Origin of the sequence: Phytohabitans houttuyneae (genome assembly GCF_011764425.1) — a bacterium.
Classification (GTDB): Bacteria; Actinomycetota; Actinomycetes; order Mycobacteriales; family Micromonosporaceae; genus Phytohabitans; species Phytohabitans houttuyneae.
This window is the reverse complement of record NZ_BLPF01000001.1, coordinates 4913301-4927784: the sequence shown is the minus strand read 5'-3', so window position 1 is coordinate 4927784 and position 14484 is coordinate 4913301. Positions and strand designations below refer to the sequence as shown.

Below are 14484 nucleotides of genomic sequence, written 5' to 3'. Positions count from 1 at the left end.
GGAGGCACCCGTGGTGACGATCTGGTACTGCCTGCTCGGCCTCTTCTTCGCCGCCTACCTGGTGCTCGGCGGCTACGACTACGGATCGGGGCTGCTGCTCGCCCGGGCCCGCGGCGGCGCGGACCGGCGGGCGGTGTTGACCGCGGTCGGCCCGTTCTTCCTCGGCAACGAGGTGTGGCTCGTGGCGGCGGTCGGCATCCTCTTCGGCGCGTTCCCGATGCTGGAGGGTGAGCTGCTGTCCGGCCTCTACCCGGCCGTGATGCTGGCGCTGCTCGGCGTGCTCACGGTCACCGCCGCGATGCAGCTGCGCAGCCAGGCGCTCACCGCCGGAAAGCCGCAACGGGCCAGCGACGCCTGGGACCGCGCCCTCATCGGGGGCAGCGCGCTCGCCGCGTTCGGCTGGGGCGCGGTCCTCGGCGGGCTCCTGCAGGGCGTACCGCTGCACGAGGACGGGCACGTCGAGGGCGTCGGGCACGTGGTCACGCCGTTCACCGCGCTTTCCGGCGTGACGCTGGTCACGCTCGCGGCGGTGCACGGCGCCGCGTTCCTCGCGCTCCGCCTGCCCGAGGGCGGGCACGCCCGGCTGGGCCGCCGGCTGGTGCCGTGGGCGCTCGCCGCGGTCGCCGCCACCACCGTCGCCGGTCTTCTTTCCGCACGGGTACGCGACGCGGTGCAGCGCCCAGCCGCGGCGGTACCCCTGTTGTGCCTGCTCGTGGCCGCCCTGGTGGTCGCCGGCGGCGCGCTCGCACGGGGGCGGCCCGGCGTGGGTTTCGCCGCCACGTCGGTGGCCCTGGTCGTGCCGGTCGCGCTCGTCGGGGTGGGGTTGTGGCCCTACGCGCTCGTCTCGACCGCCGACCCGGCGGCCAGCCTCACCGTGGCGGACGCGGCCGCGAGCGGTCCCACGCTGCGGCTGCTGAGCTGGCTCGCGGTACCGCTGATTCCGGTCTTACTAAGCTTCCAGGTGATGTCCTGGTGGATCTTCCGCGGACGGATCGACGGTCGGGCGCCGGTGTACTGGTGAGTCGCCGGCCTTTCGATCCACGCCTGCTACGCCGGGTCCCCGCGACCCGGCGTCAGTTCGCCGCGCTCGGACTCCTGGGCGTGGCCGCCGCGCTGATCGTGATCGCGCAGGCCACCACGCTGGCGGCGCTGCTGGCCGGCGCGGCCGGCGGGCGGTTGGACCGGGCGGCGCTGGCCGGGTTTGTGGCCGCGGTGGCCGCCCGGGCGGGCGTGGTGTGGGGGCAGGGCGTCGTGGCGGCCCGCGCGGCGGCCACGGTGAAGGCGGCGCTGCGGGGCGAGCTGCTGGCCGCGGTCGGGCGGCGCGGTCCGGGCTGGGTGGCCGGGCAGCGGGCCGGCGAGATCGCCACGCTGGCCGGGCGCGGGCTTGACGCGCTGGACGCGTACTTCACCGGCTATCTGCCGCAGCTCGTGCTCGGCGTGACCGTGCCGGTGGCGGTGCTGGGGCGGATGGTCTTCGCCGACTGGAGCTCGGCGCTGATCGTGGCGGTGACGCTGCCGCTGATCCCGATCTTCGGGGCGCTGCTCGGGTGGCAGACCGAGGCGGCGACCAAGCGGCAGTGGCGGCGGCTCTCGCTGCTCGGCGGCCACTTCCTCGACATGGTGTCCGGGCTGCCCACCCTGCGCGCGTTCGGGCGGGAGCGGGCGCAGGTCGAGGTGGTCCACCGGATGGCCGACGAGCACCGCGCGGCCACGATGCGTACCCTGCGGATCGCCTTCCTCTCCGGGATGGTGCTCGAGCTTGTCGCGACGCTCTCGGTGGCGCTGGTCGCGGTGCCGATCGGCCTCCGGCTGCTGCAGGGTGGCGTGGGGCTGGAGACGGCGTTGCTGGTGCTGCTGCTCGCCCCCGAGGCGTACCTGCCGCTGCGCGCGGCCGGCGCCCGATTCCACGCGAGCATGGAAGGGCTGACCGCGCTGGACGCCGCGCTGTCGCTCTCCACTGTGGAGGTCTCCGAGCGCGCCGGCGTGGCGCCGGGCGCGGTGCGGGAGATCCGGCTCGAGTCGGTCACGGTCGAGTACGAACGCACGGTCGCTCTCCGGGACGTCTCGCTGACCGTCCGGGCCGGCGAGCGGGTGGCGATCATCGGGCCGAGCGGTGCGGGCAAGAGCACGCTGCTCGGGCTGCTGCTCGGCTTCGTGCGGCCAACCGAGGGGCGGGTGCTCGTCGACGGCGTCGACCTGGCCACGCTCGACCTTGACGCATGGCGGCAGCGGCTTGCCTGGGTGCCGCAGCGGGCCCACCTGTTCGCCGCGTCGCTCGCCGACAACATCCGGCTCGGCGCGCCCGGCGCCCCGGACGAGGCGGTGCGGATGGCGGTCAAGGCGGCCGCGCTGGACGAGGTGGTCGACGCCCTGCCCGACGGGCTGGACACGGTGCTCGGCGAGCGGGGGCACGGCCTGTCCAGCGGGCAGCGGCAGCGGGTGGCGCTGGCCCGCGCGTTCGTACGGGACGCGCCGATCCTGCTGCTCGACGAGCCCACCGCACGGCTCGACGGCGGCTCCGAGGCGGCGGTGCTCGACGCGACGCGGCGGCTTGTCGTGGGCCGTACCGCGCTGATGGTGGCCCATCGCCCCGCACTGCTCGCCGAAGCCGACCGGGTGATCCGGGTGGCCGACGGGCGCGTGGTCTCGCTCGCCGAGGCGGCGGCATGAGGGCCGTGCTGCGACTCGCCCGCCCCTACCTCGGCCGGTTGGCCGGCGCGGGGTTGCTCGCGGCCGGTACCGAGGTCGCTGGCGTGGCGCTGATGGCGACCGCGACCTGGCTGCTGATGACCGCCGCGGGGCAGCCGCCGATCAACGCGCTCACGGTCGCGATCGTGTCGGTGCGCGCGCTGGCGATCGGGCGGGGCGTGCTCCGGTACACCGAGCGGCTCACCGGCCACGACGCGGTGCTGCGGATCCTCACGGACGTACGCGCGCGGGTCTTCGCCACCCTCGCCACCCGGCGGGAGGCCGCCCGCTCCGGCGACGCGCTCAGCCGGATGGTGTCCGACGTGGACGCCGTGCAGGACCTGCTGCTGCGGGTGCTCGTCCCCGGCGCAGCCGCGGCGACGGTCGGCGTGCTCGCGGTGGGTGGTGCCGCGCTGATCTCGCCGGCGGCGGCGACCGCCCTCGCGGTGGGGCTGCTGGTCGCCGGCATCGCGCTGCCCGGGTTGGCCACCGCGCTGACCCGCCGTACCGCCGAGCGGGTCGCCCCGCTGCGCGGTGCGCTCGCCAACGACGCGGTCGACCTGACGCACGGCGCGGCCGACCTCGCGGCGTACGGCGCGACCTCTGCCGCCCTCGACGCCGCCCGGCGCCGGGCCGGCGAGCTTGCCGGGCTGGAGCGCCGCCTCGCCACCGCGGGATGGGCGGTGGACGCGGCCGGCGTGCTGGTCTCCGGTGCGACCGCGGGCGCGGTGGCGGCGATCGCGCTGCGCGCGGATGTGGACGGGGTGCTGGTCGGCGTCCTGGCGGTCGGCACGCTCGCCGCCGTGGAGACCTGCCTCGCGCTCGTCGCCGCCGCCCGGCAGCTGACCGAGCTGCGCGCGCCGCTCGCGCGGGTCTCCGCGCTCCTTTCGCCGCCCGTGCCCGCCGCCGAGGCGCCGCCCGCCGTGGACATCTCGAACATCACGGTGCGGTACCGGCCCGACGGCCCGGCCGCGCTCGACGGCGTCCGGGTCGACCTGCCGCCCGGCCGCCGCCTCGGCGTCGTGGGTCCGAGCGGCGCGGGCAAGAGCACGCTGCTCGCGACGCTGGCCGAGTGGGGCGGGTCGCCGCGGGAGGTGGGCGGCCTGCTCGCCGAGGCACACGTGTTTCACGCCACGGTGCGGGAAAACCTCCTCCTCGGCCGCCCGGACGCCACCGACGAGGAGTTGGCCGCGGCCTGCGCGGCCGCCGGGCTCCTGGATTGGGTACGGGAGCAGCCGGACGGCTGGGACACGATGGTGGGCGAGGACGGCGGCCAGCTCTCCGGCGGGCAGCGGCAGCGCCTGGCACTGGCCCGCGCGGTGCTGCTCGACCCGGCAGTGCTCCTGCTCGACGAGCCCACCGAGGGCCTCGACCCCGCGGCGGCCGACGAGGTCCTGTCCGGGGTGCTCGGCGCCGCCCGTGGCGCCGTGGTGCTCGTCACGCACCGGCTGCGCGGGCTGGAGGGCCTGGACGAGGTGATGGTGCTGGACGCCGGGCGGGTGGTGGCGCGCGGCACGCACTCCGAGCTCGTCGAAGCTCCCGGCTGGTACCGCGACCAGTGGCTCGCCCAGGAGGCCGCCGAGCGCGGGTACGTCACCGCACGACGCCCTTAGGGGCGGCACCCGGATGTCACGCGGGGCGGGCGCGTGGCACGCTCGGGGCCATGCACGCCCCGATCGACGAGTACGTCCGGACGCTGGACCGTGTCCTCACCGGCCCCGGCCGGCTCAAGGGCGACATGCTGCGCGAGGCGCGGCACGGGCTGGCCGACGCGGCGGAGGCGTACCAGGAGGACGGGCTGACCCGCACGGAGGCTGAGCGGCTCGCGGTGGCCGAGTTCGGCGAGGTCCGGTCGTTGGCCCCGGCCTACCAGTCCGAGCTGGGGCTCGGCGCGGCCCGGCGGCTGGCGCTCAAGATGGTGCTGGTCCCGGTGCTCTTCACGACGCTGGCCGACTTCATGTGGCGGGGCTCGCCGTGGTCCACCTCGACGACCGGTCCCCACCCGCCCGAGGTTTACCTGCTGATCTCCCGGGCGCAGGACTACCTCGGCTACGTGTGGGCAGGTCTGGCGATGGCCGTGTACCTCTGGCTGACCTGGGCCGCCCGGCGCGGACGCCACACCGGTCGCGTGACCGTCCGGGCGATCGGGCTTGTCACGCTCTCGATCGTCGGCCTGACCTGGCTCGCCGGCACCGTCATCTACCTCTGGTCGCTCTCGCTGTGGGACGCGGCGCTCACCTGGCCGCCGATGGTGGCGGGCGGGCTGGTGGTGGCCGCGGCGTACGCCTGGCTGGTGCACTCGGCGGTCACCTGCGTGACCGCGGCACCCAAGCGGCTCACGCTCACGTCGTAGCCGGTGGCGGGCCCTCCGCGCCGAGAAAGCGGCTCACCGTCGTGCTGAGCTCCTGCCAGCTGGCCCGCTCCCCGGCGAGCGCGCGGTGGCCGGAGCCGGTCAGCCGGTAGGTCCGGCGCTCCCGCCCATTTACGGTGCTCCACTCGCTCTCCACGTGCCCGGCGCGCTCGAGCCGGCGCAGCGCGGGATAGATGGTGCCGGTGGGTAGGTTGAGCGTGCCGCCGCTGCGCGACTTGAGCGCTTCGATGATCGCGTAACCGTGCAGCGCACCGCCCTCCAGCACGGAAAGCAGCAGCGCATCGAGGTGTCCGTGCAGGGCTTGCGACTTCATAGGTAGTAAGGCTACCGATATGCGAGTGCTTCTCCAACGGGGTGCGGGCGTTCATCGCGCAGGATGGGCTACTACTGTGTGCGCAGAGTCGCCGACCCGACAGCCATCGGGCCGGTGCCGGACCTGAGCCCACACGGAGGTCAGCGTGGCCCGCCAGTCGCCCAACCGGCCGGACGCCGACAAGCCCGAGCCCGAGCTTGAGATCGACGAAGATCTCGACGAGGCCGAGCTCGAAGAGGAAGACGACGACGAGGACGAGGAGACTTCGCCGGCCGCCGCGTCGGGCGGCTCGTCGTCGCTGTGGGCCGACACGAAGATCGATCCAGTCGAGATCGCCCTGCCTTCGGGCGTGGGCTACACGCTCCGGGCGTACCGGCTCTCCACCTCGCTCACGCCGACCGAGATCGGCGACCGGGACGACGACGACCCGTTCGCCGCGAAGGCCAAGCACGCGGTGACGGATGACGACGACGAGACCGTGGTCATCCTCGACGACGACTTCCCCGGCGACGAGGACGAAGAGGAGGACGACGACCGCACCGAGGAGTTCCAGCGCCGCGGCAAGCACGCGCGCGACGAAGACTCGGACGAGCCGTCGGCCGAAGACTTCGAGGACGAGGAAGAAGAGGAAGAGGAGGAGGAGCGGGCCGAGGAGGTTCCGGTCTTCCTCAGCCACCGGGGGCGCCTGCTGCTGTTCAAGAGCCCCGAGTCGCTGGTGACCTTCGTGCGCTCCGGCGCGCCGAACGACCTCGCCCAGGTGGACGGGTGGGCCGAGCTGGTCGAGCGGATCCAGCCGGCCGACGTGGCGCCTTCGGACGAAGATTCGTACGAGCTGGATCTCGTCGTGGAAAACCTGCGCGGTGGGCACGACACCTGGGACTTCAACCTGCTGATCGAGGCGGGTGAGGCGGCGCGCGACCTGTCGTACGCTCTGCGCCTCACACCGGTCCTTACCGCCCTGTCCACCGGGTCACCGCTTGATGACCTTGACGAGGCACTTCGTTCCGCCGCAGGTGGCGGTCTCGGTGCGTTCAGGGGTCGCCGCCGGTTGAAGAAAATCGGGGCACAACAGGCAAGTCTCGGCTGGCGCACGATTATCGGCAAGATCTCTGCCGCTGTGGACTGGCGCGACTGACCCCTCACCAGGGAGCATCAGTCCTTGGCACACGCTCAAGTCCGGGGAGGAGGACGACGCCGTGGCGCTCGTGCGCGTGTACTGCGGTCTGGCGTCGGCGGATCAGACAGCGCAAGCGGCCTCGGCCGAGTCGCGTCTGACAGTCGCCGTGGTCGACGACGCGGGGCGGCTGCTCGACGTCTGCGAGGTAAGCGACGATCCGGCGGGCTATGCCCAGCTGGGTGCGCTGCTCGTGGAGCGGTCAAGCGGGCCGACCGGCGTGGCGATCGCCGCGGACAGCGATGACCACCTGGTCACGTCGCTCCTCACCGCAGCCGGGCGCCCGCTCGCCATCGCCGATGACGACGCGGTCGACGATTACGCAGAGCGCTTTGCCGATGACGAATCGGTGGAGGAGATGGAGTCGCCCGCCGCCGAGCGGCGCGCGGTCGGTCTCGCCCGCGCTCTGCAGGCCGGTGCGCTCTCCGCCGTCGCCTTGCCCGTGCCGCGCGACCTCTTGTCGTACAAGCCGGTGCTCGCCGCGCACGCCGCCCTCTGCAATGGCCGGCTCTCCGCCGCTGTCGCGCTGCGCGAGGTGCTCCGCGAGCTCTACCCGGCAGCGCTGCGCGCCTACCCTGACCCGGCCGAGCCCGTCTCGCTCGCGGTCCTCGACGCCCTGCCGGAGCCCAGCCTCCTCAATGGCAGCGTCAGCAGCCGTGGGCGCGAGTCCGCCTCCGCCACCGACGCGGTGATCGGCCAGCTCGTGGCCGAGGGCGTGGCCGACGCCGAGACGGTCTCCGACAAGATCACCGCGCTGCGCGTGGCGATCGCGGAGACCCCCCGCCGCGGCGGCACGAGCAAAGCGCTGGTCCCGGCCATCTCCGAGACCGTGCGGCAGGCGGTCGCCGCCGTGCGCGCCTGCGACCTCGGCTGCGATGCCCTCATCTCCACGCTCAGCGCCCGCCTGACCGCGCCTCCGGCCGCCACCCCCACGGGCCGGCGAAGCACGTTGCGCCGCGCGGCCGCGGTCGCTTCGGCGCAGTCCGCTCCCCCGAGCACCGGCCTGCACGCGGTCCGCCCGCCGGCCGAGGAGCCCGCGCCGACCCGTGTCGGGCGCCGGGCCCGTCCGGAGCCCGCAGCCGCCAGCGCCGGTCCAGCGACCCCGCACGCGGTGACGACGCCGCCCGTGGCACCCCCGCCGGTCTCGCGGCCGCCGGTCGCACCCCCGCCGGTCAACCGGCCCGCCGCCGCGCGCGGTGGAGACACCGGCCGTCGCCACGCCGAGCCCCCGGCCCGGCCCGCTGCCGCGGCGGCCTCGGTTTCCCCGGTCGCGCCCGCTTCCGCGCCGCCGATCGCGCCGGCCGCCTCGGCCCAGCCGGTCGTGCGCCCGCCCGTCGCGCCGCCCCCGGCCAGCCGCCCGCCGGTCGCGCCGGCCGCGATCAGCGCCCCGACCCCGCTGCCGATCCGCTCGTCGGCTCCGCCGGCCCGGCCCGCGACCCCGACGCTCTACGGCAGCGGCGGCATGACCGACACCGCCCAGATCGCGTTGCCGCTGTCCCGGCCCGAGCCGCCGCGCGCGCCCGAGCCGCCCCGCATGGAGCCGCCGCGCACCCCCGAGCCGGTGAGCAACCGGCCGGTCTCCGCGCCGCCGCCCCCACCGCCCGGCATCACGCCGATCGCGCCCGCCGCGGCGGTGCCGAGCCAGCGTGGGATAGCGCCGGCCGACAGCGGGGAGCCGTTCCGCGCCACGCTCACGACGGCCGCGATCAACAACGCGCGCGCCGAGCGCCAGCGCCCTACGCCGATCCCGCCCCGCCCGACCACCAGGCAGGACGTTCCGGCGGCGACTCAGGGTGGCGCGCCCACTCAGAGTGGTTTTGGTGCTACGGATTTGAGTGTGCCTTTGCCACGACACGCGCCCGAGCCCGGCTCTCGCGCCGCTTGGCCCCTGGTCAACTCGTCCGACAACGACCGCGCCCGCTTTGACTCCGAGCCGTCCCGGTCCCGTCTGGACGCCGAGCCTCCGGCCCGTTCCGAGCCGGCCGCCCGGCAGCGCGCGGAGATGCCGCGCACGGAGACCGAGCCTGCGGCCCGCGGAGGGACACACCAGCGGGCAAACGGTGACCGACCCTACTCGGGATACAGCGAGCTCGATCGGCCCGCTCAGCCGGCCGCTAAGGACGGTCGGGTGACGCCGCCGTGGCAGGCGGACGACCTTCCCCAGGAGCCGCCGATGCTGCGCCTGGTGGAGCCGCCGCCGCTGTCCGACCGCGCGCTCGACGACCGTCCGCTCAGCGGCATGACCGCGCTGGACACCCCGTCGCTCCGCCTTGTCGACGCCGAGGCGAGCGACCGTGGCGCCCGCACGGCCCGCTCGCGCCGCGCGGTCGAGCGCAGCGCCGTCCCGGTGGCCGAGGAGGGCGACGGCGACCTGCTGATCTTCGCGGAGACCCGCTCGGCCTGGTTCGTCGGTCACCCGGAAGACGAAAACAAGCTCGACTGGACCTCGTCCGCCGACACCGGCTGGCGGGCCGCGTCACAGGCCGCGACGCCCTCTGTAGGCGCCGAGACGACCTCCGGCCTGCCCCGCCGCGTGCCCCAGGCCAACCTGGTGCCCGGCTCCGCCCTGCCTCCCCGCGAGGAGCGCCCGCTGCGCATCGTCCGCGACGCGCAGAGCATCGCCGCGCACACCACCGGCTACTTCCGCGGCTGGCGCCGTGGGCAGGAGATCGGCGGCTACGCCGTCGGCGGTCGCCCGGGTCGTGAGTCGGCCGGCGGCTGGGACTTCAGCCGCGACTCGGTCGACCGCGAAGACGAGTACCGCTCGGCCGGTTACCGCTCCTGACGCTGGACACGTAAAAGCGCCGGGCCCTCGCGGGCTCGGCGCTTTTGTCTGTGCATCGTGGAGGGTGCGGCTCGCGAACGGTGGCAGCATGCAGCCGCCGACGGGCTACTGCCCGCCGGCGGCGAGGTGTTACGAGCCCGTCAGGCGGGTGCGACCGCCCGGGAGCGGCGCATGCTCAGCACGTACTCCACCAGGGAGATGAGAACGTGCTTTGTGGACTCGCGGTTGCGGGCGTCGCAGCTGACCACGGGGATCTCGCTGGAGATGGCGAGCGCGTCGCGCACGTCCTGCGGGTCGTGGTACTGCATGCCGTCGAAGCAGTTGATGGCGACCAGGTACGGCAGCCGGCGGTGCTCGAAGAAGTCGATCGCCGCGAAGCAGTCGGCGAGTCGACGCGTGTCCACGAGCACGACCGCACCGATGGCGCCCCGCACCAGCTCGTCCCACATGAACCAGAACCGGGTCTGGCCAGGCGTGCCGAACAGGTACAGGATCAGGTCGCGGTCGATCGAGATGCGGCCGAAGTCCATGGCCACGGTGGTGGTCGTCTTACCCGGCACCTGCCGGGTGTCGTCGACGCCGACACCGGCCGACGCCATGATCGCCTCGGTGGTCAGCGGCGTGATCTCGGAGACCGAGCCGACCAGCGTCGTCTTACCTACGCCGAACCCACCGGCGATGACGATCTTCGCCGACGTCACGCGCCCCGTCATCGGCGGGCGTTGCGACATATCAGAGCCTGCGAAGTCCACTCAGCACCCTCTCCAGCAGTTCAGTGCCCACCGCGTCGTTGGCGTCGTCGAGGGACGTCGGCTCGTACACCGCCAGCAGGCCGTCGGCGGCCATGTCGGCGATGAGGACCCGCGCCACCCCGAGCGGGAGCTGCATCCGCGCGGCGATCTCCGCAAGCGACTGCAGCCGGCCGTCACAGAGCGCGGCGATGTATTGATGCTCCCGGCCCTGACCGCCCTTGGTCGCGCCCGCAGACCGTCCTCGCACGGTGGTCTCCACGAGCGCTTCAAGCGCGATTTCAAGCCTGGGACGGGTCCGGCCACGGGTAACGGCGTACGGCCGGACCAGCGCGCCGGTCGGCTCATCGCGTTCCGCCATCATGCCGTTCACCCCCTCCTGTCGACCCGAAGAAATCTCGAACAGAATCCGTGCACATGCGGCCCCCTATGTCGGACCGCTTGTGCGCTCAACCCAACATGCCCGCGGTCGTGCGCGGAGCCGGCGTCAGAGCGTCGCCCACGCGGTCGACGAGCAGCGCCATCTCGTAGCCGACCTGACCGACGTCGCAGCTGCGCGCGGCCAGCACGGCAAAGGAGGAGCCGTCCGAGATCGACATCAGGAACAGGAAGCCGTTGTCCATTTCGACCACTGTCTGAAGCACCGCGCCGCCTTCGAAGCACCGCGCCGCGCCCTGTGTGAGGCTGACGAGCCCTGACGCGATCGCCGCGAGCTGGTCTGCCCGGTCGCGCGGGAGATCACGCGACGCTGCCAGCAGCAGACCATCGGCGGACACCGCGACCGCGTGGGCGACGCCTGGCACCCGATCGGCGAAGTTGGCCAGTAGCCAGCCGAGATCCTGCGTTGTTGTCATCCCTCATGCTCCTTCTGGCCGCTCCCGGCCGCGGGCCCAAACCGCCCTTTGGAGTCTCCCCCAAAGTCGGCTGGTCGTCCTTGGGGTGCGTGCGACCACGCTGCACCCCCCGGTGGTACGCGGACAGCAGACCGCGCACCGCCTCTGGTGTACGACGCTGCACGGCAGCGGCGCCCTTCTCCACTCCGCCGGGCACGAGCTGGGCCATCGGCACCCGCTTGGGGAGCCCGGCCTGGGTGGTCTCGGAGACCGGCCGCTCGGCAGCGGCGCTGGCCGCGGCACGCCAGCCGTCGTCGGCGGCGGTCTGCCAGCCGCCCACCGGCTCCCTCTGCGCCGGCTCCCTCTGCGCCGGCTCCCGGCGCACCGCTCCATTGCCGTTGTTGCCACCTGCGGGCGACGGGATGGAGGGGCGGGATGCGGCGGCCGGAACCGGTGTGGCGGGCGCGCTGGCCGCCGGTGCGCCCTGCGGGGCGGGGGCGGCCGGTCGTGCGGCGTCGACGGTGACGAAGTCGCCGTTTGGTGCGGGCGTGCGCGGCTCCTCTGGCGCTCCACGCCGGGTGCGGAACCAGGCCGACTCCAGCTCGCGGAAGATCGGCAGCTCCATGGTCTCGTCGGCGAACCGTGGCTTGGCTGCCGGTCCGGCCGTCGCGGCGGTCGTGGGGCCGGTGGCCGCCGCCTCGGACGCGGTCTCCGCCTGCGGCGCGGGCGCTGGAGCGCCCGGCCTGGCACCGGACTCGTTGCGGTTGTTGACCTTGGGCAGCTCGGCCGTCATGTCGAGCGCGGCAGCCAGCTTTTCCGGCACCGACGGAGCCGTGGTCGGGCCCGTCTCCGGCGCGCTGACCGGCGGCCAGGCCGGTGGTGCCGACGAGGCCGGCATGACCGGCGGCACGGCCGGTGCGTGCGGAGCCGCCGGCGGTGCGGGCGGCGCGGACGCGGGCGGCGGCACCTGGGCCTGCGGCGGGATCGGCGGAGCGGAGACCGGCGGCACGGGCGGGGCGGACACCGGCGGTACCGGCGGGAAGCCACCGCTGCGCGTCTGGGTCTCCGGGTTGGCCGGGATCTGGCGCGGGATGTTCGGCGCGGGACCGCTGCCGGTCACCTCGCCCTCGACGGTCCAGTGGTCGGTGCCACGCCGCTGCGGCAGCGGGTCGTTCGGCTGGCCGTTGGTCGGGGTGCGCGGGCTGAACATGGTGCCCGAGCCGTTGGCACCGCCGTTGGGCGGCGCCGAGGTCGCGCCCGTGAGGTCGGACCAGGCCGGCATCGACCGCTGGGGCGGGCCGGGCGGGCCGACCATGCGACCGCCGTTGAGCGGCGTGGGGTCGAACGGGCGTCCGGGAGGCGCCGAGACGGGGCCGCTCTCCAGGGCCAGCGGCGTCGCGCCCACGGGCGGGCGCTGCACCGGCGGCGGTGGCGGGGTGGCCAGCGGCGGCGCGGCGGCCGGCGGGACCATGGTCGGCTGGAACGGCGACGCGCCCGGCTCGTTGCGCCCGGACAGTGCCCGCGGCACGAGCACCGGTGTCGGCAGCGTCACGTCGGCGACGGTGCCGCGCTCGGTGGCCGGCCGCAGCTCGACCTTGACGCCGTGCCGTGCGGCCAGCCGCGCGACCACGACAAGGCCCATCATCCGGGAGACGGCGACGTCGACCAGGGGCGGCGTGGCCAGCCGCTCGTTGAGGTCGTGCATCTGGTCGGGCGTGATGCCGATGCCGCGGTCCTCGACGTACAGCACGGCGCGGTCGCCGACCCGGCGCGCCTCGACCATGACGTGCGAGTCGGGCGGCGAGAACGCCGTGGCGTTGTCGAACAGCTCGGCGACCAGGTGGACCAGGTCGTTGACCGCGCTGGAAGCGACCTCGATGTCGCGGTCGATCACGCCGAACTCGATGCGCGTGTAGTGCTCGACCTCGGACTGGGCGGCCCGCAGCACGTCGATCAGGGCTGCCGGCTCGCGCTGCACGCGGGTGGAGTCGGCGCCGGCGAGGACCAGGAGGTTTTCGTCGTTACGGCGCATCCGGGTGGCCAGGTGGTCGAGCTGGAAGAGCTCGGCCAGGCGGTCCGGGTCTTCCTCGCCACGCTCCAGCCGGTCGAGGTGACCGATCAGCCGGTCGACCAGGATCTGCGAACGGCGGGCCAGGTTGACGAACATCGTCGCGACGGAGGCGCGCAGCGCGGCCTGCTCGGCCGCGGTGCGGACGGCCTCGAGGTGGACCGCGTTGAACGCCTCGGTGACCTGCCCGAACTCGTCCTTGCTGCGCACGGGCAGCGGCTCGGCGATCTGGCTGGCCACCTGCACCGGCGAGAGCTGGCTGGACAGCGCCGGGTCACGGAGCCGGGCGACCGCCTGTGGGAGCCCGTACTGCGCGACGGAGAGGGCGCCATGCCGCAGCTCGCGCAGCGACCGGGCCATCGAGCGGGCGACCGCCCAGGCGAAGAGGATGGCGAGCAGGAGGACGCCGAGCAGGACGCCGGCCTCGACGAGCAGCTGCTCGTACTCCTGGTCGCGCAGCGTCGTGGCGCGGTCGACGACCTCGGCGTCGACGTCGACCTCGACCGTGCGGACCAGGTCGGCCTTGGCCAGCAGCGCGCCGTCCCAGTCGGCCGCGTCGAACTCGCGGTCGCTGATGTCGGTGCCGTCGCGGCTCTGCAGGTAGCCCGCGTAGCCCTCGACCTTGCGCAGGTCGGAGCCGGCGACCGTCTGGTCGAACAGCTCGGCGTCGGCGCGGGTCGCGACCGCCTTGAACGCCTGGACGGCCTGCTCCTGCCCGGTCTGCGTCTCGATGTACTGCCGGCGCAGGTTGGGCGTGAACGCATTGGTGTTGAGGATGTTGAGGCCGACGATCCGCTCCTGGGAGATGAACTCCTTGAAGCGGGCGAGGGCCGCCGTGGCCCGCATCTGGTCACCGAGCGTGGTGTCACCGGCGAGCTGTGCGGAGGAGTCACGCACCGAGATCAGGCCGCTGAGCAGCGTCGTGTAGTTGTTGCTGGCCTGGCTGAGCTGGAGCTTGCCGTTGGTCACCTGGCTGCGGATCGCGGGCAGGTCGGCGAGGCGCTGGTCGATCGCGGTGAGCGCGTCGCGGAAGTTGACCGGGAGGTCGTCGGCGTTGAGGGCGTTGCGCTCCTGCTGGTACGGCCGCTTGGTCTCGTCGACCGTCGGCTGCACCTTCGTGTACGCGTCGTTGTACCTCTGCTTGCCCGCCTGGTCGGTGGGCTTGACGCCGAGCAGCATCGCCGCGGCGGCCCGCTCGTTTTGCAGGTTGTGCACGAGAGCGCCCGACGCCTCCGACAGCTGCGACAGGGTGCGCGCGCGGTCAGCGTCGTTTGCCGTGCCGAGGTGCTCGATCAGGCCGTTGGTGCCGACACCGATCGTCGCCAGCGTGGGCACGATCATGATCAGGCCGAGCTTGGACCAGATCGGAAGATCTCGAAGCCGGCCCAGCGGCCGACGGAGACGCGACATGACAGAGTCCGCCGTCTTCGGCTGATTACTCACGTCACCGCCCTCTCCAACTCCAGCGCCCCGCCCGTCAAACTGGGCGCCGCTCATCGACCG

10 protein-coding genes and 1 pseudogene are annotated in these 14484 nt (G+C 74.0%); 6 read left to right on the top strand and 5 right to left on the bottom strand.

What is annotated here, in order from left to right:
* The first annotated feature begins 10 nt into the window (after window positions 1–10).
* The 4 genes and pseudogenes from Phou_RS22790 (at window position 11) to Phou_RS22775 (ending at window position 5041) form a co-directional block, all read left to right on the top strand.
* Window positions 11–1021 (top strand): cytochrome d ubiquinol oxidase subunit II, encoded by a 1011-nt coding sequence (locus Phou_RS22790; protein ID WP_173057859.1) that lies wholly within the window; start codon window positions 11–13, stop codon window positions 1019–1021.
* Entirely contained in the window at window positions 1018–2670 is a 1653-nt protein-coding gene (gene cydD / locus Phou_RS22785) for a thiol reductant ABC exporter subunit CydD (RefSeq protein WP_173057858.1), read from the top strand. Before Phou_RS22790 ends, cydD begins: the two co-directional genes overlap by 4 nt.
* Window positions 2568–4301, top strand: a pseudogene (gene cydC / locus Phou_RS22780) (thiol reductant ABC exporter subunit CydC); the annotation flags it as partial. The gene cydD and the pseudogene cydC, both read left to right, overlap by 103 nt.
* A 50-nt stretch (window positions 4302–4351) precedes the next feature.
* Window positions 4352–5041, top strand: a complete 690-nt coding sequence (locus Phou_RS22775) for a permease prefix domain 1-containing protein (RefSeq protein ID WP_173057856.1) — start codon at window positions 4352–4354, stop codon at window positions 5039–5041.
* On the opposite strand, the gene Phou_RS22770 is transcribed toward Phou_RS22775, so the two are convergent.
* Window positions 5031–5372 (bottom strand): PadR family transcriptional regulator, encoded by a 342-nt coding sequence (locus Phou_RS22770; RefSeq protein ID WP_173057855.1) that lies wholly within the window; start codon window positions 5370–5372, stop codon window positions 5031–5033. The genes Phou_RS22775 and Phou_RS22770 overlap by 11 nt on opposite strands.
* A 145-nt stretch (window positions 5373–5517) precedes the next feature.
* On the opposite strand from Phou_RS22770, the gene Phou_RS22765 reads away from it, so the two are divergent.
* Window positions 5518–6507, top strand: coding sequence for a SatS C-terminal domain-containing protein (locus Phou_RS22765; protein ID WP_173057854.1), 990 nt, complete (start codon window positions 5518–5520; stop codon window positions 6505–6507).
* A 61-nt stretch (window positions 6508–6568) separates the two neighbouring features.
* A complete protein-coding gene (locus Phou_RS22760; protein ID WP_246273686.1) occupies window positions 6569–9331 on the top strand; it encodes a transposase in 2763 nt (920 codons plus the stop codon).
* 140 nt (window positions 9332–9471) lie between these two features.
* Here Phou_RS22760 and Phou_RS22755 read toward each other — a convergent pair whose 3' ends face one another.
* The 4 genes from Phou_RS22755 to Phou_RS22740 form a co-directional block, all read right to left on the bottom strand.
* The gene (locus tag Phou_RS22755) at window positions 9472–10062 is read right to left on the bottom strand and encodes a GTP-binding protein (protein WP_173057853.1); all 591 of its coding nucleotides are present in this window, start codon (window positions 10060–10062) and stop codon (window positions 9472–9474) included.
* 1 nt (window position 10063) lies between these two features.
* Complete coding sequence (locus Phou_RS22750; RefSeq protein ID WP_173058844.1) at window positions 10064–10441, bottom strand: DUF742 domain-containing protein; 378 nt, start codon at window positions 10439–10441, stop codon at window positions 10064–10066.
* A gap of 88 nt (window positions 10442–10529) precedes the next feature.
* Window positions 10530–10934 carry a roadblock/LC7 domain-containing protein gene (locus Phou_RS22745; RefSeq protein WP_173057852.1) on the bottom strand — a complete coding sequence of 135 codons (405 nt, stop codon included), beginning with the start codon at window positions 10932–10934 and terminating at the stop codon, window positions 10530–10532.
* Window positions 10819–14391 carry a sensor histidine kinase gene (locus Phou_RS22740; protein ID WP_246273685.1) on the bottom strand — a complete coding sequence of 1191 codons (3573 nt, stop codon included), beginning with the start codon at window positions 14389–14391 and terminating at the stop codon, window positions 10819–10821. Before Phou_RS22740 ends, Phou_RS22745 begins: the two co-directional genes overlap by 116 nt.
* Window positions 14392–14484 lie beyond the last annotated feature (93 nt).

Excerpts from the sequence above, each read along its gene's own strand:
- Phou_RS22740 (WP_246273685.1), bottom strand. The coding sequence starts at position 14,391 with ATGTCGCGTCTCCGTCGGCCGCTGGGCCGGCTTCGAGATCTTCCGATC.
- Phou_RS22755 (WP_173057853.1), bottom strand. The coding sequence starts at position 10,062 with ATGTCGCAACGCCCGCCGATGACGGGGCGCGTGACGTCGGCGAAGATC.
- Phou_RS22745 (WP_173057852.1), bottom strand. The coding sequence starts at position 10,934 with ATGACAACAACGCAGGATCTCGGCTGGCTACTGGCCAACTTCGCCGAT.
- Phou_RS22770 (WP_173057855.1), bottom strand. The coding sequence starts at position 5,372 with ATGAAGTCGCAAGCCCTGCACGGACACCTCGATGCGCTGCTGCTTTCC.
- Phou_RS22775 (WP_173057856.1), top strand. The coding sequence starts at position 4,352 with ATGCACGCCCCGATCGACGAGTACGTCCGGACGCTGGACCGTGTCCTC.
- Phou_RS22750 (WP_173058844.1), bottom strand. The coding sequence starts at position 10,441 with ATGGCGGAACGCGATGAGCCGACCGGCGCGCTGGTCCGGCCGTACGCC.